The organism is Klebsiella sp. JB_Kp004 (genome assembly GCF_040065795.1).
GTDB lineage: Bacteria > Pseudomonadota > Gammaproteobacteria > Enterobacterales > Enterobacteriaceae > Klebsiella > Klebsiella quasipneumoniae.
In genome coordinates this window covers 116,181-133,845 of sequence record NZ_JBEAKW010000046.1, presented here as the reverse complement: position 1 = coordinate 133,845, position 17,665 = coordinate 116,181, and the positions used below count along the sequence as shown (strand labels likewise).

Genomic DNA, 17,665 nt, shown 5'->3' with positions numbered 1-17,665 from the left:
GCGCTAAGGCGCGGGATTTTACGGAGTGTCCGGGGGCCATGCAATGGCGGGGGATGAAAAAAAATGAAAAGGCGGCAATGCGCCGCCTTTTTAGCCAGTCAGCAGCGATTATTTGTACAAATCGGCGCTGATGGTGATGTTGCCGCCGCGTTCCTGCCACTGGCGGGTAATGTGATAGTACTTCGCCCCTTTCTTCGCCGCGCGTTTTGCCGTCTGATAGGAGATCTCGGTCATGTTGCCGTAGTTGCCGGTGAACTTGATGTTATCGAACGGCACCATTTGCGCCGCAGTCACTTTGTTCACTTCTTCAACTTTGGTGCCATCCGGCAGCGTGACAGTGTAACGTCCGCCTTTTGACGACTGGGTCTCGAAGAAACGACCTACGCCGGTGCCGGAGCCAACCGCCGCGGTGGTGGCGACGCCCGGGATTTCGACGTTTTTCGCCGCTTCGCCGCCTTTGGCCAGCGCCGCGCGGCCGGCTTCAGAATCAGCCGGGATAGCGTCCGGGCTCTGCAGAACACGTTTTTCCGCATCTTTTTTGTAGATATAGGCGGTAATGCGCTGATTGCCGCCCTGGTTGGCGTCCACCTGGCGGACGATGAAGAACGCATAGGCGCCTTTCGCTTTCGCCGCTTTGGTGATGGCGTCGTTCACTTCCGGCTGGCTGCGATAGAAGCCCTGGACGGTGACGGTGTCGTAAGGCATCAGCTCAACGGCCTGATCTTTCGGCAGCTCCATCACGCCATTGATGATGCGATTTTTCGGCGCATCCGCTTTCGGCGCGTCGTCTTTATAGAGGTCAGCCGTGACGCGCCAGTTGCCGCCATTGCCGTAATCCGACGTGTCGACAACATAGAATGAGGCCGCGCCGTCTTTGTCAGCTTTGCGCGATACCGCTTGCACCGCGTCGCCAATGGCATTAAAGCGGCCGGTGACGACAACGCGATCGTAGGGCTTCAGCGCAGCCGCCTGCTCCGGGGTCAACTCGGTCGCTGCGTGGGCAGACAACGTGGCGGTTGTCAGGAGAGCAGACGCCAGGAGGGTGTTTTTAAGCTTCATAAAAATAATCCTTTGCCTTGCGCAAACCATATACTGGTGTTGTTGTTGACTGAAAACGTTTGATTATTGCATTTAATCGCCGTGACTGTCTGCGTCATTTTTTGCGTGCCGCCCGAATCGTATACTACGGAAAGATAACATTTTTCGATATGTTGAAAAAACAGCCGCTTGACCAGCAAAAACGATAATCGATACCACTTTTATTAGTTAATGTAATGTTAATACAATGATCTCAATGGCGATAAATGGCGTTTTATACCACTGGATAAGCGGATTATCAGGCCTGAGAGGCAAATTCAGGTAAATATTGCTGCCCGGAACCATCTGTGCTGACAATAAGCAATAAAATCAAAATTTCTGTTTTATCGCTGTAGATCACAATCGCTATTTTCAGTAGGTTATAAAAAGTTTGTTACTGTTTCATTTTGCAGACAGCGAAAGATGGCGAGGATGATTTTGCCGTCCTGTCGCTGTTGGTCAGAAAAGTAAACCATCATCAAAAACCGATGGAAGGGAAAACTATGCGTATTGGTGTACCACAAGAAAGGCTAGCCCAGGAGACCCGGGCCGCCGCCACGCCGAAGACCGTTGAGCAGTTGCTCAAACTCGGCTTTAGCGTCGCGGTAGAAAGCGGCGCCGGGAAGCTGGCCAGCTTTGACGATGAGGCCTTTGCCCAGGCAGGGGCTGAAATCGTGGCCGGCGACGAGGTGTGGCAGTCTGATGTCATCCTCAAGGTCAATGCCCCGAATGACGATGAAATTGCCCTGTTAAACCCAGGAACCACGCTGATTAGCTTTATCTGGCCGGCGCAAAACCCGCAGCTGATGGAAAAACTGGCGGCCCGTAATATCAACGTGATGGCGATGGATTCGGTGCCGCGTATCTCACGCGCCCAATCGCTGGATGCGCTCAGCTCAATGGCCAATATCGCCGGGTACCGCGCTATCGTTGAAGCGGCCCATGAATTCGGTCGTTTCTTTACCGGGCAGATCACGGCGGCAGGCAAAGTTCCGCCCGCCAAGGTGATGGTTATCGGCGCCGGGGTAGCTGGACTGGCGGCGATTGGCGCCGCCAACAGCCTGGGCGCGATTGTCCGCGCCTTCGATACCCGCCCGGAAGTGAAGGAGCAGGTGCAGAGTATGGGCGCCGAGTTCCTCGAGCTGGATTTTAAAGAGGAAGCGGGCAGCGGCGACGGCTATGCCAAGGTGATGTCCGAAGCCTTTATCAAAGCCGAAATGGCGCTGTTCGCCGCTCAGGCGAAAGAGGTCGATATTATCGTCACCACGGCGTTAATACCGGGCAAACCGGCGCCGAAGCTGATCACCCGGGAAATGGTTGACTCAATGAAGTCGGGCAGCGTGGTGGTCGATCTCGCCTCGCAAAACGGCGGCAACTGCGAGTACACCGTGCCGGGCGAAGTGGTGACCACCGCCAACGGCGTGAAAATTATCGGTTATACCGACCTCCCAGGCCGTCTGCCGACCCAGTCCTCCCAGCTCTACGGCACTAACCTGGTGAACCTGCTGAAGCTGCTGTGCAAAGAGAAAGACGGCAATATCGTTATCGATTTCGATGACGTGGTGGTGCGCGGCGTTACCGTGGTGCGCGAAGGCGAAATCACCTGGCCGGCGCCGCCGATTCAGGTCTCCGCTCAGCCGCAGGCCGCGGCGAAAAAAGTGGAAGCGCCGAAAGAAGAGGTCAAACCGGCGTCGCCGTGGCGCAAATATGCGCTGATTGCGCTGGCGATTATCCTCTTCGGCTGGCTGGCCAACGTGGCGCCAAAAGAGTTCCTCGGCCATTTCACCGTCTTCGCGCTGGCCTGCGTGGTGGGTTACTACGTGGTATGGAATGTCTCCCATGCCCTGCATACGCCGCTGATGTCGGTGACGAACGCCATTTCGGGCATTATCGTGGTTGGCGCATTGTTGCAGATAGGCCACGGCGGCTGGGTCAGCTTCCTGAGCTTTATCGCGGTACTGATCGCCAGCATTAATATTTTCGGTGGTTTTACCGTGACTCAGCGCATGCTGAAAATGTTTCGCAAAGGATAAGGGGTAGCACATGTCTGGTGGATTAGTTACAGCTGCATACATTGTTGCTGCAATCCTGTTTATTTTCAGCCTGGCGGGTCTGTCGAAACACGAAACCTCGCAGCAGGGCAACTATTTCGGCATCGCCGGGATGGCCATCGCTCTGATCGCCACCATTCTGGGGCCGGACGCCGGCAACGTCGGCTGGATTATCCTCGCGATGGTGATCGGCGGGGCAATCGGTATTCGTCTGGCGAAGAAGGTCGAAATGACCGAGATGCCGGAGCTGGTGGCCATCCTGCACAGCTTCGTGGGCCTGGCGGCGGTGCTGGTAGGGTTTAACAGCTACCTGCAGCATGAAACCGGTATGGAGCAGATTCTGGTCAATATCCATTTGACCGAAGTGTTCCTCGGCATCTTCATCGGCGCGGTGACCTTCACCGGTTCGGTGGTGGCGTTTGGTAAACTGCGCGGCAAGATCTCCTCCAAACCGCTGATGCTGCCTAATCGCCATAAGCTGAACCTGGCGGCGCTGGTGGTCTCCTTCGTACTGATGGTAATTTTCGTGCGCTCCGACAGCACCGGCACCCAGGTCCTGTGCCTGCTGGTGATGACCGCGATCGCGCTGGCCTTCGGCTGGCACCTGGTGGCCTCTATCGGCGGCGCGGACATGCCGGTGGTGGTCTCTATGCTCAACTCCTACTCGGGCTGGGCGGCGGCGGCGGCGGGCTTTATGCTGAGCAATGACCTGCTGATCGTCACCGGCGCGCTGGTGGGCTCTTCCGGCGCCATCCTCTCTTACATTATGTGTAAGGCGATGAACCGCTCCTTTATCAGCGTGATTGCCGGCGGCTTCGGCACCGATGGTTCCTCCAGCGGCGGCGATGAAGAAGTGGGCGAGCACCGCGAAATTAGCGCCGAAGAGACGGCGGAGATGCTGAAAAATTCGCACTCGGTCATCATCACCCCGGGCTATGGTATGGCGGTGGCCCAGGCGCAGTATCCGGTGGCCGAGATCACCGAGAAGCTGCGGGCGCGCGGCATTAAGGTGCGCTTTGGCATTCACCCGGTCGCCGGCCGTCTGCCGGGGCATATGAACGTCCTGCTGGCGGAGGCCAAGGTGCCTTACGACATCGTGCTGGAGATGGATGAGATCAACGATGATTTCAGCGACACCGACACCGTGCTGGTCATTGGCGCTAACGATACCGTCAACCCGGCGGCGCAGGACGATCCGAAGAGCCCGATTGCTGGTATGCCGGTGCTTGAGGTGTGGAAAGCGCAGAACGTGGTGGTCTTTAAGCGTTCGATGAACACCGGTTACGCCGGCGTACAGAACCCGCTGTTCTTTAAAGAGAACACCCATATGCTGTTTGGCGATGCCAAAGCCAGCGTCGATGCGATCCTGAAAGCGCTGTAATGTAACATTATTGTTTTACAACGTTTGTTTATAAGCCGTCTCCTGTGAGACGGCTTTTTTATATGCAGAAGGATGCCAGGAATTGTTCATAAAATAAGCGGAGAGAGGTGATATAATGTTCCGGTTCTTACATCAGACAGAGGATATTATGGATACCGAGTTAACCCCAACGCAGATGGCCATCGAATTCTTACGCCGCGACACTACCGTCATGACCCCAGCGCAGTATCTGAAAAAACTTAAACTGCTGGAGCTGGAGTTTGCTGACCTGATGGCGCTCTCCTCGCTGGAGCTGAAAGAAGAGATCGATCTGGCCTGGCGTCTGGGTATCCACTGAGTTGTTCATGATCGCCATGCAATGACGGGGCCGCAAGCGGCCCTTTTTTGTGCCTGAGGGAAAGCGGGCAAAAAAATCCCCCGCGAGGCGGGGGAAGGTGAACGTTCCGGGAGGGAAGGTTAATCGTCGTCGTCGTCGTCCAGTTCCACCGGCGTCTGATAGGCCTCTGGTTTAAGCACCAGCAGATCGCAGCGCAGGTGGTCGACGACCTGCTCCGCGGTATTGCCAAGGAACGCCGCGGAGAGGCCGGTGCGTCCGACCGTACCCAGCACCACGATCCCCGCCTGCAGATGCTCGGCGAGATCCGGGATCACCTCCTCAGGCAACCCTTTTTCCACATGGGTGAATTTCTCGTCAATGCCAAACTTCTGCCGCAGCGCTTTCATCGCCAGCAGATGCTGACCGCGAATGGCGTCGTTGTACACGCTGGGATCGAAATCCGGCAGCTCAATCGCGATATTGATCGGGGTGACCGGATAGGCGCCGATAAGGTGCACTTCAGTGTGGTTGACTTCTTCCGCCAGCGACAGCGTCTCGCGAACCAGCTTCTCGTTGAGGGTGTTGTGATAATTCTCTTCACTGGCCAGATTGACGGCGACCAGCGCTTTACCGCCTTCCGGCCACGGCTGATCTTTCACCATCCAGACCGGGCAGGGGCACTTACGCAGCAGATGCCAGTCGGTCGGGGTGAAGATCACCGCTTCCAGCTTGTCGTGCTGGTGGGCCATCTTCAGCAGCAGGTCGTGTTTCTCACTGATCACTTCCTGAATAATGGCTTCGAAGGGGCGGTTGTGCCACACCACTTTCACGTCAATCGGCACACCGGATTCAAGATAGAATTTCGCCTGCTCGCGGATCCAGGCCGTTCGTTGGGCAATGACGCCCTGACGCATCGCCGTCCGTTCGTCCGGCGACAGCAGGGTGGTCATTTCATAAGAAAAATCATAGATCGGCAAAAAGGCTTTGATGCGTCCACCAATCCGTTGGTGCAGGTACACCGCTCGCCTTAGCGCCGGCTGGTCGTCCTGGTTAGGATCGATTACTACCAGCATGCTCTGATACTTCGCCATACAGGGTCTCCTTACAACTGCAGCTACCGTCAGTTATTAAAAAGATAACCTATATGGATGAATTGAAACAGGGGAGGAGCCTGGTCAGATCAACAAATCTGAAAAAAATGCCGATCCTGACCAGGTGTTGCGCGGAGATTAAGCGACGTTGCGCGCCTGACCGGCCAGCTGGGCCAGCAGGTCGCCGTTTTCAATGGTGATGTATTTGCCTTTCACCGCCAGCATGCCGCTCTTCTGGAAACGCCCCAGCAGACGGCTGATGGTTTCGACGGTGAGGCCGAGATAGTTGCCAATGTCGCCGCGGGTCATGGTCAGTCGGAACTCGCGGGGAGAGAAACCGCGCTGCGCGAAACGGCGTGACAGGTTATAGATAAACGCGGCCAGGCGCTCTTCGGCGTTCTTTTTGGAAAGCAGCAGGATCATATCCTGGTCGCCTTTGATCTCACCGCTCATCAGGCGCATCATCTGCTGACGCAGATTCGGCATTTTTCCGGAAAGATCGTCGAGGGTTTCAAAGGGGATCTCGCACACCATCGAGGTTTCCAGCGCCTGGGCGAAGCTCGGGTGCAGGCCGGTGCCGATGGCGTCGAAGCCCACCAGATCGCCCGCCAGATGGAAGCCGGTAATCTGCTCATCGCCTTGCTCGGTGATGGTGTAGCTTTTGATGGTCCCGGAGCGAATGGCGTACAACGATTTCAGCTCATCGCCCGCTTTGAACAAGGTTTGACCTTTCTGGATGGGCTTTTTCCGCTCGATAATATTATCCAGCTGATCAAGCTCATGCTCGTTCAGAGTAAAGGGGATGCAGAGCTGGCTGATACTGCAATCCTGACAATGGATAGCACAACCGCCAGACTGAATGCGTCGAATAATTCGCTTCTCAGGGATCATATGTCTGCTCAGGCCTTAATTGATATTGGTCAATTTTAACATCTTTTTGATGAGCAGGTAAGTCTTCAGGCTCTGAAACACGTAATATCAGCAGGGTAAATCAACACAGGCTGATATCTGCTTGATTAAAAATAGATTATTCAGCCACATTGGATTGTAAAATTACCTGAAAATTCCGAAAACGCATTTTCAGTCAAAGCAACAGATAGCCCTCGTGGCGCAGAAGCCACTCTTTACGCTGCACGCCGCCGGCATAGCCGGTCATCGTGCCGTTACGCCCGATGACCCGATGGCAGGGCACCACAATACTCACCGGGTTGGCGCCATTGGCGGCCCCCACGGCGCGCGCCGCGCCGGGACGACCGAGCGCCTCGGCCAGCTGACCGTAGTGCATCACCTGGCCGCAGGGGATCTCGCGTAACGCCCGCCAGACCTGACGCTGGAAAGGGGTGCCGGCGGTGGCGGTAGGCAAGGTCTCGATAACGGCCAGATCGCCGGCAAAATAGTCGTTCAGCTTACTGCTGAGACCGCCTGGATTGCGGCAGTCGACGCGCTGATAGCCTTCCCGGCGATAGTGTACATCGAGCAGGGTTTCCATCCGATCGCGGTGCTCGTCCCACTCGACGGCGCGCAAATTAAACTGTTCGTCGCAGAGCACCCACAGCGCCCCCAGCGGGGTATCCATTTTATCCTGCAGCAAGGTCAACATCGTTTCGGTCATCCACCATCGTACACGAGGGCCACACGATACCACGCGCCGGCGGCGGTCAACTATACTCCCAAAAGATAAACCCGCATCATCGACCGGCAGCCAGCGGCCGTTACGTTGATTTATTTTTGGATCGATCCTGGCGGGTTATCGGGCATGGTTTTTGCTACTTTTAAGCTGACGACGCCGGTCCTCCGCGCAGCTTTGCGCGCCCGGGAAGGTGCCGCCGCGTCGGCGCGGCGCGGTTAATAACTCAGAGGTGGGGCTATGCAATATATACTGACTGGCGTAATCGTATTGATCTTCAGCGGCCTGGTTATCCATGGCCTCACGCTGTTGCTCGAACGCGGGTATCGCGCGCTTTTCGGCATCTTCGCCGGAGCCGCGGATCTCCCCCGCAAGGTCAAAGTGAAGGTTCCGCGTTAAGCGTAAGCCGCCGTCCCTGGCGCTTCAACGGCTTAAGGAAGCCGCGGATAGATGCCAGGGCCGATGGGCAGTCCTGCCAGATACCAGCCCACCAGCAACAGCAGCCAGACGGCGAGGAAAATCAGCGGGTAAGGGAGCACCAGCGAATAGTATGTCCCGAGGCGGGCGTCCGGTCGGTAGCGCTGTAAAAAACCGAGAAACAGCGGCACAAACGGTGAAACCGGCGCCAGCGGCAGCACCGATGAATCGGCGATGCGAAACAGGATCTGCGCAAACGCCGGGTGGAAGCCCAGCAGCATAAACATCGGCACGAAGATCGGCGCCAGAATCGACCAGATGGCCGAGCCGCTGGCGATAAACATACACAGAAAAGCCGACAGCAGCGCCAGACCGACAAACGCCGGGACGCCGTTCATGCCAGCGCTCTCCAGCAGGTCCGTCAGGCCAACGGCCATAAACTTACCCATATTGCTCCAGTTGAACATCGCCACGAACTGCGCCAGCGGGAAGACCATCACGATAAATCCGGCCATCTCTTTCATCGGCTCAATCATCAGCTGCGGCAGATCGGCCTGGCGGCGAATTTTGCCGGTGGCGATGCCGTAAGCCAGCGACACGACAAAGAAGAAAAAGATGATCAGCGGCACGATGCCTTTGATAAACGGCGAGGGCATGACCGTGTGCTGAACCGGATCGCGAAGAATGCCGTTTTCGGGAACCACCATCAGGGCGATGACCGCCACGAACGCCAGCGTCGCCACGCCGGCGATGCGCAGGCCGAAACGCTCCTCGGCGGTCAGGGTCTGCAGCTTGTCATCACGACTGCCTTGCCATTGGCCCAGCCGCGGCTCCACCAGCTTGTCAGTGATCAAACCGCCGACGAGGGTCAGGAGGATCACCGAGGTCGCCATAAAGTACCAGTTGTCGATCACGCTGACGTGCAGAGAGGCATCGATGGATTTGGCCGCCTCGGTGCTGATCCCGGAGAGCAGCACGTCGGTGGTGACGATCAGTAAATTGGCGGTAAAGCCGCAGCCCACCCCGGCAATGGCCGCCAGCAGGCCGGCGACCGGATGCCGACCGACGGCGAGAAACATCAGCGCCCCCAGCGGCGGCATGATCACCAGCGCGGCGTCGGAAGAGATATGGCTGAAAAAGGCGATAAACAGCACCATATAGCTGGCATAACGGGCGCTAACGTGGGAGGCCATCTTCACCATCAGCGCGGGCAACAGGCCCACCCGCTCGGCAAAGCCGGCTCCCAGCACCAGGGCGAGGATCGCCCCCAGCGGCGCGAATCCGCTGAAGTTTTTAATCACGTTCGGTAGAAACCAGTGCAACCCTTCCACGCTGAGCAGGTTTTTGACCACCACCCGCGACCCGTCCGCAGGGTTTTGGACCCCGACGTTGAAGGCGTAGAGTATCGCCGTGGCGGCGATCAGCGCCACGATAAGATAGATAAACAGCAAAAACGGGTGCGGGACCTTATTACCGATCTTCTCTACCCAGCCATAGCGCTTTCCGGCGGGGGAAGGCGACGGTATGGATGACATACTCATGGGCGTTCCTCTGTTGTCGTTGTTGTGTTAGGCAGGCCTGCTCCCGTACTGCCGGCGGTTATTATGGTCGGTGCGTGCCGCGATGCCGGTCAGCGTCTGTCAGGAGCGGTCTGGTCTGTATGGTTAGCGTAAAACCGACGGTCTCACCTCCGCCGGGATCGGGCAGCGGTAGGGATGTTCGGCCAGTGCTTGCCTGAGCTCTCGCTGGCTGGCCTCCAGCAGCGCGCGGTCGCTGAATAAGCGGATCGCCGTCGCCGCGAGGACTTTCCCCGCCAGCAGCATCCCTTTATGGGCGATGGCGGTGCGTCCCTGGCTCACCAGCTGCCAGCTGTGCAGCGGGGTACCCACCGCGAAGCAGGGGCTGAAGCACTGGGCCACCGGCGCTTTCCAGCTGACGTCGCCGACGTCGGTGGAGCCGGCGAGGAGCGTATCCGTGGCCGCCCACGGCGCCACCTCATCAATCAACAGCGTGTCGCGGTGGCGACGAGCGAAGGTTTTCCCCGCCTCGCCGCCGGTGCCGGCGATATTGTTCAGGCTGTTGTTGATATCGTTGTCGCTGAGCGAGGCGCGGATCGCCGCGGCAAAGGCGCGCTCGTCGTCGCTCCATGCCGGCGTGCCGTAATGGCATACCGCCTGGTACATCGCCGCTTCGAGCGTGCGGTTGGGCAGATAGCCCGAGCAGGCTTTTTCAAAGCGGCAGCTGACGTGGGTCTCGGTCATCAGCGCGGCCCCCTGGGCAATCTTCTCAATGCGGGCGAAAATCTGTTCCACGTCGGCCATCTCCGGCGCGCGGATCAGATACAGCACTTCCGCCTGGGCCTGGACGACGTTGGGCGAGACGCCGCCGGTATCGGTAATGGCGTAATGAACCCGCGCCTTCTCGATAATATGTTCATTCAGGAAGTTGCTGCCGGTGGTCATCAGGGTGACCGCGTCCAGGGCGCTTCGCCCCAGGTGCGGCGAATTGGCGGCGTGGGCGGCGGTGCCGGTAAAGCGCCACGCCGCCTGAATGTTGGCGAGGGTGCGGGTGCTGAACATCCCGGCCCAGGCCTCCGGATGCCAGGTGAGGGCCGCATCGACGTCATCAAACAGCCCTTCGCGCACCATAAAGGTTTTGCCCGAGCCGCCTTCTTCCCCCGGGCAACCGTAGAAGCGCAGGGTGCCTGCGCCGCCGTGCTGCTGCAGCCATTTTTTAGCGGCCACCGCCGCGGCGAAAGCCGCCGTCCCGAGCAGATTGTGCCCGCAGCCGTGACCGTTGCCCCCCGGCGTCGACGATGTCGGCTCCGCGCTGTGGGCCTGCTGGCTAAGACCCGCCAGGGCGTCAAACTCGCCCAGCAGGGCAATAACCGGTTGGCCCTCGCCGACGCTGGCGATAAAAGCATTGGGGATCCCGCCGGCATCCCGGGTAAGCTGAAAACCTTCCGCTTCCAGGGCGTCCGCCAGCCGGCGGGCGGACCAGAACTCCTCAAAGCGCGTCTCCGGGTGATCCCAGATGTCATCGGCGATAGCGCAATACGTCTCGCGGCTTGCCTCAATCACCTCGTCCACAAACTGAAAGATGGGTTCCATCACACCCCCCGCTGCCAGGGAAAGTTAAGCGCGACGCGCGCCAGGGTGTCGACCGCGACCGTCATTACGCTCTCGTCGAAGTCAAACTTCTCGTTGTGGTGACCGGCGCTCAGTTCGGTGCCGAATATCATGTACGAGGCGAGGCCGCCGCGCGCCTGGACCCGGGCCATCATCAGGGTGGCGTCTTCCGATCCCGCCGGGGCGGCGATGCGATCCACCGCCTGCTGCACGCCGGGCACAAGGGCGGCCTGTTCGCGCAGGTACGCCACCCACGCCGGCGACGGGGCGCTGGCGGTGGCCGCGCCCATCATGCGTAACTCGTACCCGGCTTGATGCATCGCCGCGGCCCCGGCGATGACGTGCTGCGCCCGGTCAAAAACATACTGATTGATGGCTTCGCTTTCGCCGCGGGTTTCCACTTTTAACAGGGCCGAAGAGGGCACCACGTTGCGTCCGGTGCCGGCCTGCATCACCCCAACGTTGACCCGCGACGCGCCGGCGCTGTGCGGTGGGATGGCGTGCAGAGCAAGGGCGGCCTGGGCGGCGGCGAGCAGCGCGTTGCGCCCATCTTCAGGCTTACCGCCGGCATGGGCGGCCACGCCGCTAAACTGCACATCGAATTTGGTGGTGGCCATAAAGTTGTCCCCCCCGCACACCACGGTGCCGACCGGAACGCCGGTGCCGATATGGATGGCGGTGAAATAGTCCACCTCGTCCACCACGCCGGCGGCCACCATCGCGCGGGCGCCGCGGGTACCCTCTTCAGCAGGCTGGAAAATCAGTTTAATGACCCCGTTGAGCTGGGCGGCATACTGCTTGAGCACATGCGCCAGACCCAGCCCGATGGCGGTATGTCCATCGTGGCCGCAGGCGTGCATCATGCCGGCGTTGCAGGAGGCGAAATGGTCGCGATGGGGGCGGTGGCTGTCATCGTGCTGCTCATTGAGGTCGAGGGCGTCCATGTCGACGCGAAAGGCCAGGGTTGGGCCGGGACGTCCGGTGTCGAGCGTCGCCACCACACCGGCGAACCCGCCTTCAAACACCGGCAACCAGCGTTCCGGCGCCCCTTGCTCGCGGGCGCGCTCGAAAGCCTGGTTCAGGGTCTCCTCATCCGGCAGCCCCATCCGGCTGTCGGCATCGATGACGTCACGCCCCAGCGCCAGCTGGTAGCCGAGCCCGTCGAGGATCTCCGCCACCTTGCTGGCGGTGCGAAACTCCAGCCAGCCGGATTCAGCGTGCAGGTGAAAATCGCGGCGCCATTGGGTCATGGCTGGCGCCAGCTGGCGCAGGTATTCATCAAGTTGCGGCATAGCTTATCCTGTCATAAGTAAAAAATGTGACGGTGTTCACGGTGTGATAGCTTTTGTTTATCACTGACGCGCTACAGGCCTTAACGCTCTTAACCTGCCACAGCCTGATGGATTACAGTAGATGTCATTTTCTTCCGTCTGATAAACAACGGTTATCACCAAAAGCATGGCATTTCAGATTAAATTTCATCAAATTCGCGCCTTCGTCGAGGTGGCCCGGGAAGGGAGTATTCGCGGCGCCAGCCGCTCGCTGGCGGTCTCGCAGCCGGCCCTGACCAAAGCGATTAAAGAGCTGGAGGAGGGGCTTTCCGCTCAGCTGTTCGTCCGCCGCCGCCAGGGGGTGGCGCTGACTGACGATGGCGAAAGTTTTTATCAACATGCGAGCCTGATCCTCGAGGAGCTGCGGGCGGCGCAGGATGAACTGCTGCAGCGCCAGGGAGAGCAGGCCGGGCAGATCAATATTGGCCTTGGCGCCAGCGTCGCCCGGTCGCTGATGCCGTCGGTGATCTGCCGCTTTCATCAGCAGCATCCGCAGGTGAAGGTGCGGATCATGGAGGGCCAGCTGCTGGCGATGATCAATGAGCTGCGCCAGGGGGAGCTGGATTTCACCATCAACACCTACTATCCCGGGCCGTACGACCATGAGTTCAGCTTTGAAAAACTGTTTGAGAAACCGTTCGCGGTCTTCGCCCGCGCGGGGCATCCGGCGGCGCAGGCCACCTCGCTGGTGGAGCTGATGGATCACCACTGGACCATGCCGACGCCGCGCGGCAGCTACTTTAAACAGCTGCAGGACCGGTTTAATCAGGCCGGACTGGCGCCAAAGGTGGATATTGTGTGCGAGACCTTCTCGTCGTGCATCAGCCTGGTGGTGAAAAGCGATTTTCTCAGTATCCTGCCGGTGGAGCTCGGCAACGATCCGATGATGGCGGACAAGCTGATGATGATCCCCGTCCGCGAAGCGTTGCCGACGGCGGCCTATTTTCTGATCCAGCGGCGCGACACCCGGCAGACGCCGCTAACGGCGTCATTAATCACCCTGTTTCGCCGCCAGAGTCGACAATTGTTTCCTTAACCGCCCGTCGCGCTCACTTTGCCAGCAGACGGGGCTAAACGCGTTGAGGGGGGAGCGCGAGGCGGCTATAGTAGCTGGCGACAGCCGCTGGAGGAGAGCCCATGAACCTTGATGACAAATCCCTGTTTCTTGACGCCATGGAAGATGTCCAGCCCCTGAAACGTAACAATGACGTGCACTGGCATCCCGGGCGCAACAGTCGCGCCCCGCAGCGCGTCGACACCCTGCAACTGGATAATTTTCTCACTACCGGCTATCTCGATATCGTACCGCTCGCCACGCCGCTGGAGTTTAAGCGCGAAGGGCTGCAGAGCGGTGTGCTGGATAAGCTACGGCGGGGGAAATACAGCCAGCAGGCGAGCCTCTCCCTGCTGCGCCAGCCGGTGGAACAGTGCCGGCAGATGCTCTTCGCCTTTATGGTGCAGGCGCAGAAAGAGGGGTTACGCAATGTGCTGATCGTTCACGGCAAAGGCCGCGACGACCAGTCCCATGCCAATATCATCCGCAGCTATCTGGCGCGTTGGCTGGAAGAGCTGCCGGAGGTGCAGGCCTTCTGCGCCGCGCTACCACATCATGGCGGTAGCGGCGCCTGCTATGTCGCGCTGCGTAAATCGGCCGAAGCGAAGCAGGAGACCTGGGAGCGGCACGCCAAGCGCAGCCGTTAGCGCAGCAGCAGCGTCAGCTCGCGGGCGGCTTTTTGCAGCTCCGGCAGCACGCGGTCGATCATCTCGCGGGCCGACATCTGGCCCGCATGCACCCCGACGTTCAGCGCTGCCTGCGCCTGCCCCTGGGCGTTAAACAGCGGTACCGCGAGGGAGCGCAGGCCCATCTCCAGCTCCTGATCGTTGAGGGCATACCCCTGCTGATGCACCCGTTTCAGCTCGGCGCGCAGCTTCGCCACCGAATCCACCGTCTGCGGGGTATAGCGGATCATGGTTACCCGGGCCAGCATGTCGTTGAGCTTCTCCTCCGGCTGATGGCTGAGCAGCACCCGACCCATCGAAGTCGCCCACGCCGGAAGGCGGCTGCCGATATCGAGGTCGATGGTCATGATCCGCGAGCTGGAAGCGCGGGCGATATACAGGATATCGTCCCCGTCGAGGGTGGCGATGGAGCAGGATTCATTGAGCATTTCGCTCAGATGCCGCAGCACCGGCTGCGCCGAACGCGCCAGCGGCGTTGAGGCCAGCCAGGCGTGCCCCAGGGCCAGGATCCGCGGCCGCAGCTGAAAATGCTTACCGTCTTCGGCATAAACGAACCCCAGCTTGCTCAGGGTATACAGGCAGCGGCGCACCGCTGCGCGCGGAATGCCGGTCTTTTGACTGATCTGTGAGATAGACAGCAGGGGCCGCTGCGGCGTGAATGCCTGAATCACCTCCAGGCCGCGCGCCAGCGAGGCCATGAAGTTAGGATCGCCCTTAAACGGATCGCCGTCGCCGGTCAGTAAATCGTCTGGATGCTTGTCCATTTCTGTTCCCCATATTTGCCATCGATCACATTCTTTCGCTAAAGATAACCGATGTTCGATTATCGCACCATATTTCGATTATCGCCCTTGACCGACATCGTTGAGCGGGTCACATTTTGTGCGAACAACGAATAAAAGTGCGATTACCGCACATCAATGGAGCGACCTGATGATTGATAAAAGCGTATCGACGCTGAGCGAGGCCATCGCCGGGATCCACGACGGGGCGACTATTATGATCGGCGGCTTTGGTCCCGCCGGCCAGCCGACCTTTCTGATTGACGCCCTGATTGACCAGGGCGCCCGCGACCTGACCATCATTAACAACAACGCTGGCAACGGCGAAGTGGGGCTCGCGGCGCTGCTTAAGGCTGGCCGGGTGCGCAAAATGATCTGCTCCTTCCCGCGCCAGGTCGATTCCCAGATTTTCGATGACCTCTATCGCCGCGGCAAAGTGGAGCTGGAGCTGGTGCCGCAGGGCAACCTCGCGGCGCGGATCCAGGCCGCCGGCGCCGGGCTGGGCGCGGTGTTTACCCCCACCGGCTACGGCACGCCGCTGGCGGAAGGCAAGGAGACACGGGAAATCGACGGCCGCCACTATGTGCTGGAGTATCCGATCAAAGCCGATTTCGCGCTGATTAAAGCCCACCAGGGCGACCGCTGGGGCAACCTGGTGTATCGCAAAGCAGCGCGCAACTTTGGCCCGATTATGGCGACGGCGGCGAAAACCACCATCGTTGAAGTCTCGCAGCTGGTGTCGCTGGGCGACCTCGACCCGGAACACATCATCACCCCCGGCATTTTCGTCCAGCGCGTGTTCTCGCTGGAAAACCTGACTGCCGCACAACGCGCCTGAGGAACCCGAGATGCAAAAACTGACCCGTGACGAAATGGCCCAGCGCGTGGCCCGCGATATCCCCGAAGGCGCTTACGTTAACCTCGGCATTGGCCTGCCGACCCGGATTGCCAACTACCTGCCTGCCGACAAAGAGGTGTTCCTGCACAGCGAGAACGGCCTGCTGGGCATGGGGCCGAAGCCGCAGCCCGGAGAAGAAGATCCCGAGCTGATCAATGCCGGTAAAGAGTACGTTACCCTCCTGCAGGGCGGCTGCTATTTCCACCATGGCGACTCCTTCGCCATGATGCGCGGCGGCCATCTCGATATCTGCGTGCTGGGGGCCTATCAGGTCTCCGCCAGCGGCGATCTCGCCAACTGGAGCACCGGCGCGCCGGACGCCATCCCGGCGGTCGGCGGGGCGATGGATCTGGCCATCGGCGCTCGCCAGGTGTTTGTGATGATGGACCATCTAACCCGCGACGGCGAGTGCAAGCTGGTGGAACAGTGCAGCTACCCGCTGACCGGCGTCGGCTGCGTGAGCCGGATCTATACCGACCTGGCGGTGATCGACATTACCGACCGCGGCCCGGTGGTGCGGGAAATCTTTAACGGTCTCTCTTTTGAAGAGCTGCAGCGCATCACTCCGGTGACGCTGACCTTTGAACAACTGGCGGAAAGCGCGTAAGGAACCTATGATGAATCAGGCATTTATCTGTGATGCGGTGCGTACACCCTTTGGCCGTTTTGGTGGTACCCTGGCGACGATGCGCGCTGACGACCTGGCGGCGCTGCCCCTGAAAGCGCTGCTGGAGCGTAACCCGGGACTGGATCCTTCGCGCATTGACGATGTGATCTTTGGCTGCGCCAACCAGGCCGGGGAAGACAACCGCAACGTGGCGCGGATGGCGCTGCTGCTGGCCGGGCTGCCGGAGAGCGTGCCCGGCAGCACCATCAACCGCCTGTGCGGCTCCAGCCTCGATGCGATCGGCGTCGCGGCGCGGGCGATTAAAAGCGGGGAGACGCAGCTGATGATCGCCGGCGGCGTGGAGAGTATGTCCCGGGCGCCGTTTGTGATGGGTAAAGCGGAGAGCGCCTTTAGCCGCAGCATGCAGATGGAGGATACCACCATCGGCTGGCGCTTTATTAACCCGCAGATGAAAGCCCTGTACGGCGTGCATTCCATGCCGGAGACGGCGGAAAATGTCGCCGATGAGTTTGCCATTTCCCGCGCCGATCAGGATGCGTTCGCCTTACGCAGTCAACTGCGCACCGCCGCGGCCCAGGAGGCTGGGCGTTTTGCCGATGAGCTGATCGCCGTCCAGGTGCCGCAGCGTAAAGGCGAACCGCTGCGGTTTAGCCGCGATGAACACCCGCGCAGCACCTCGCTGGAGGCGCTGGCGAAACTGCGCGGCGTGGTGCGCGCCGACGGCAGCGTCACCGCCGGCAACGCCTCAGGCGTTAACGATGGCGCCTGCGCGCTGCTGCTGGCCAGCGAAACTGCGCTGGCGGCCAACGATCTTCAGCCGCTGGCCCGGGTGGTCGGCGTGGCGACGGCGGGGGTGGCGCCGCGCATTATGGGCTTTGGCCCGGCGCCGGCGGTGCGGAAGGTGCTGGCGCAGACCGGTCTGACGTTAGCCCAGATGGATGTGATCGAGCTGAATGAAGCCTTCGCCGCCCAGGCGCTGGCGGTGACCCGCGATTTGGGCTTACCGGACGATGCCGCCCATGTGAACCCCAACGGCGGGGCGATCGCCCTGGGGCATCCGCTCGGCGCCTCCGGCGGCCGCCTGGCGATGACCGCAGCTTACCAGCTGAAACGGACCGGCGGCCGCTACGCGCTGTGCACCATGTGCATCGGCGTCGGGCAGGGGATCGCCCTGATTATTGAACGTGTTTAAGGAGCC

The 17,665-nt window shown here is 60.0% G+C and carries 17 protein-coding genes; 9 read left to right on the top strand and 8 right to left on the bottom strand.

What is annotated here, in order from left to right:
• Positions 1–108 precede the first annotated feature (108 nt).
• Complete coding sequence (gene ydgH, locus ABLX76_RS20940; RefSeq protein ID WP_004887044.1) at positions 109–1,059, bottom strand: DUF1471 family protein YdgH; 951 nt, start codon at positions 1,057–1,059, stop codon at positions 109–111.
• A gap of 521 nt (positions 1,060–1,580) precedes the next feature.
• On the opposite strand from ydgH, the gene pntA reads away from it, so the two are divergent.
• The 3 genes from pntA to ABLX76_RS20925 all read left to right on the top strand — a co-directional run bounded on the left by pntA (position 1,581) and on the right by ABLX76_RS20925 (position 4,846).
• Entirely contained in the window at positions 1,581–3,110 is a 1,530-nt protein-coding gene (gene pntA, locus ABLX76_RS20935) for a Re/Si-specific NAD(P)(+) transhydrogenase subunit alpha (RefSeq protein WP_348875230.1), read from the top strand.
• Between the two features lie 10 nt (positions 3,111–3,120).
• A complete protein-coding gene (gene pntB, locus ABLX76_RS20930) occupies positions 3,121–4,509 on the top strand; it encodes a Re/Si-specific NAD(P)(+) transhydrogenase subunit beta (protein ID WP_023289505.1) in 1,389 nt (462 codons plus the stop codon).
• Positions 4,510–4,657: 148 nt separating this feature from the next.
• Positions 4,658–4,846, top strand: a complete 189-nt coding sequence (locus ABLX76_RS20925) for a YdiH family protein (RefSeq protein WP_004887037.1) — start codon at positions 4,658–4,660, stop codon at positions 4,844–4,846.
• 119 nt (positions 4,847–4,965) lie between these two features.
• Here ABLX76_RS20925 and uspE read toward each other — a convergent pair whose 3' ends face one another.
• The 3 genes from uspE to ogt form a co-directional block, all read right to left on the bottom strand.
• A complete protein-coding gene (uspE, locus tag ABLX76_RS20920; protein WP_004887033.1) occupies positions 4,966–5,916 on the bottom strand; it encodes a universal stress protein UspE in 951 nt (316 codons plus the stop codon).
• Between the two features lie 138 nt (positions 5,917–6,054).
• Entirely contained in the window at positions 6,055–6,807 is a 753-nt protein-coding gene (gene fnr, locus ABLX76_RS20915) for a fumarate/nitrate reduction transcriptional regulator Fnr (RefSeq protein ID WP_004887031.1), read from the bottom strand.
• Between the two features lie 193 nt (positions 6,808–7,000).
• Positions 7,001–7,516, bottom strand: coding sequence for a methylated-DNA--[protein]-cysteine S-methyltransferase (gene ogt / locus ABLX76_RS20910; protein WP_023289506.1), 516 nt, complete (start codon positions 7,514–7,516; stop codon positions 7,001–7,003).
• A gap of 267 nt (positions 7,517–7,783) precedes the next feature.
• Between ogt and ABLX76_RS20905 the strand changes: the two genes are divergently transcribed.
• Entirely contained in the window at positions 7,784–7,942 is a 159-nt protein-coding gene (locus tag ABLX76_RS20905; protein WP_023289507.1) for a hypothetical protein, read from the top strand.
• Positions 7,943–7,974: 32 nt separating this feature from the next.
• Here the strand turns inward: ABLX76_RS20905 and abgT are convergent, their stop codons facing one another.
• From abgT to ABLX76_RS20890, 3 genes are all read right to left on the bottom strand, one after another.
• Positions 7,975–9,501, bottom strand: a complete 1,527-nt coding sequence (gene abgT, locus ABLX76_RS20900) for a p-aminobenzoyl-glutamate transporter (RefSeq protein WP_261901486.1) — start codon at positions 9,499–9,501, stop codon at positions 7,975–7,977.
• A gap of 123 nt (positions 9,502–9,624) precedes the next feature.
• Entirely contained in the window at positions 9,625–11,070 is a 1,446-nt protein-coding gene (locus ABLX76_RS20895) for a M20 family metallopeptidase (RefSeq protein WP_348875229.1), read from the bottom strand.
• Complete coding sequence (locus ABLX76_RS20890; RefSeq protein WP_348875226.1) at positions 11,070–12,380, bottom strand: M20 family metallo-hydrolase; 1,311 nt, start codon at positions 12,378–12,380, stop codon at positions 11,070–11,072. Before ABLX76_RS20890 ends, ABLX76_RS20895 begins: the two co-directional genes overlap by 1 nt.
• Before the next feature lie 166 nt (positions 12,381–12,546).
• Between ABLX76_RS20890 and ABLX76_RS20885 the strand changes: the two genes are divergently transcribed.
• On the top strand, positions 12,547–13,455 hold the full coding sequence (locus tag ABLX76_RS20885; RefSeq protein ID WP_044522727.1) for a LysR family transcriptional regulator: 909 nt from the start codon (positions 12,547–12,549) through the stop codon (positions 13,453–13,455).
• 101 nt (positions 13,456–13,556) lie between these two features.
• Positions 13,557–14,120: a DNA endonuclease SmrA gene (gene smrA / locus ABLX76_RS20880; RefSeq protein ID WP_032452707.1), complete on the top strand. Its 564-nt coding sequence runs from the start codon at positions 13,557–13,559 to the stop codon at positions 14,118–14,120.
• Here the strand turns inward: smrA and ABLX76_RS20875 are convergent.
• Positions 14,117–14,923, bottom strand: a complete 807-nt coding sequence (locus ABLX76_RS20875) for an IclR family transcriptional regulator C-terminal domain-containing protein (protein ID WP_023289513.1) — start codon at positions 14,921–14,923, stop codon at positions 14,117–14,119. The genes smrA and ABLX76_RS20875 overlap by 4 nt on opposite strands.
• Before the next feature lie 169 nt (positions 14,924–15,092).
• On the opposite strand from ABLX76_RS20875, the gene ABLX76_RS20870 reads away from it, so the two are divergent.
• Genes ABLX76_RS20870 through pcaF form a run of 3 tightly spaced genes read left to right on the top strand, consistent with a single transcriptional unit; the run spans position 15,093 to position 17,659 of the window.
• Positions 15,093–15,779, top strand: coding sequence for a 3-oxoacid CoA-transferase subunit A (locus ABLX76_RS20870; protein WP_023289514.1), 687 nt, complete (start codon positions 15,093–15,095; stop codon positions 15,777–15,779).
• 10 nt (positions 15,780–15,789) lie between these two features.
• Positions 15,790–16,446, top strand: coding sequence for a 3-oxoacid CoA-transferase subunit B (locus tag ABLX76_RS20865; protein ID WP_023289515.1), 657 nt, complete (start codon positions 15,790–15,792; stop codon positions 16,444–16,446).
• 10 nt (positions 16,447–16,456) lie between these two features.
• On the top strand, positions 16,457–17,659 hold the full coding sequence (gene pcaF, locus ABLX76_RS20860) for a 3-oxoadipyl-CoA thiolase (protein WP_048297434.1): 1,203 nt from the start codon (positions 16,457–16,459) through the stop codon (positions 17,657–17,659).
• The last annotated feature ends 6 nt before the right edge of the window (positions 17,660–17,665 follow it).

Excerpts from the sequence above, each read along its gene's own strand:
- ydgH (WP_004887044.1), bottom strand. The coding sequence starts at position 1,059 with ATGAAGCTTAAAAACACCCTCCTGGCGTCTGCTCTCCTGACAACCGCC.
- pntA (WP_348875230.1), top strand. The coding sequence starts at position 1,581 with ATGCGTATTGGTGTACCACAAGAAAGGCTAGCCCAGGAGACCCGGGCC.
- pntB (WP_023289505.1), top strand. The coding sequence starts at position 3,121 with ATGTCTGGTGGATTAGTTACAGCTGCATACATTGTTGCTGCAATCCTG.
- ABLX76_RS20925 (WP_004887037.1), top strand. The coding sequence starts at position 4,658 with ATGGATACCGAGTTAACCCCAACGCAGATGGCCATCGAATTCTTACGC.
- uspE (WP_004887033.1), bottom strand. The coding sequence starts at position 5,916 with ATGGCGAAGTATCAGAGCATGCTGGTAGTAATCGATCCTAACCAGGAC.
- fnr (WP_004887031.1), bottom strand. The coding sequence starts at position 6,807 with ATGATCCCTGAGAAGCGAATTATTCGACGCATTCAGTCTGGCGGTTGT.
- ogt (WP_023289506.1), bottom strand. The coding sequence starts at position 7,516 with ATGTTGACCTTGCTGCAGGATAAAATGGATACCCCGCTGGGGGCGCTG.
- ABLX76_RS20905 (WP_023289507.1), top strand. The coding sequence starts at position 7,784 with ATGCAATATATACTGACTGGCGTAATCGTATTGATCTTCAGCGGCCTG.
- abgT (WP_261901486.1), bottom strand. The coding sequence starts at position 9,501 with ATGAGTATGTCATCCATACCGTCGCCTTCCCCCGCCGGAAAGCGCTAT.
- ABLX76_RS20895 (WP_348875229.1), bottom strand. The coding sequence starts at position 11,070 with ATGGAACCCATCTTTCAGTTTGTGGACGAGGTGATTGAGGCAAGCCGC.
- ABLX76_RS20890 (WP_348875226.1), bottom strand. The coding sequence starts at position 12,380 with ATGCCGCAACTTGATGAATACCTGCGCCAGCTGGCGCCAGCCATGACC.
- ABLX76_RS20885 (WP_044522727.1), top strand. The coding sequence starts at position 12,547 with ATGGCATTTCAGATTAAATTTCATCAAATTCGCGCCTTCGTCGAGGTG.
- smrA (WP_032452707.1), top strand. The coding sequence starts at position 13,557 with ATGAACCTTGATGACAAATCCCTGTTTCTTGACGCCATGGAAGATGTC.
- ABLX76_RS20875 (WP_023289513.1), bottom strand. The coding sequence starts at position 14,923 with ATGGACAAGCATCCAGACGATTTACTGACCGGCGACGGCGATCCGTTT.
- ABLX76_RS20870 (WP_023289514.1), top strand. The coding sequence starts at position 15,093 with ATGATTGATAAAAGCGTATCGACGCTGAGCGAGGCCATCGCCGGGATC.
- ABLX76_RS20865 (WP_023289515.1), top strand. The coding sequence starts at position 15,790 with ATGCAAAAACTGACCCGTGACGAAATGGCCCAGCGCGTGGCCCGCGAT.
- pcaF (WP_048297434.1), top strand. The coding sequence starts at position 16,457 with ATGAATCAGGCATTTATCTGTGATGCGGTGCGTACACCCTTTGGCCGT.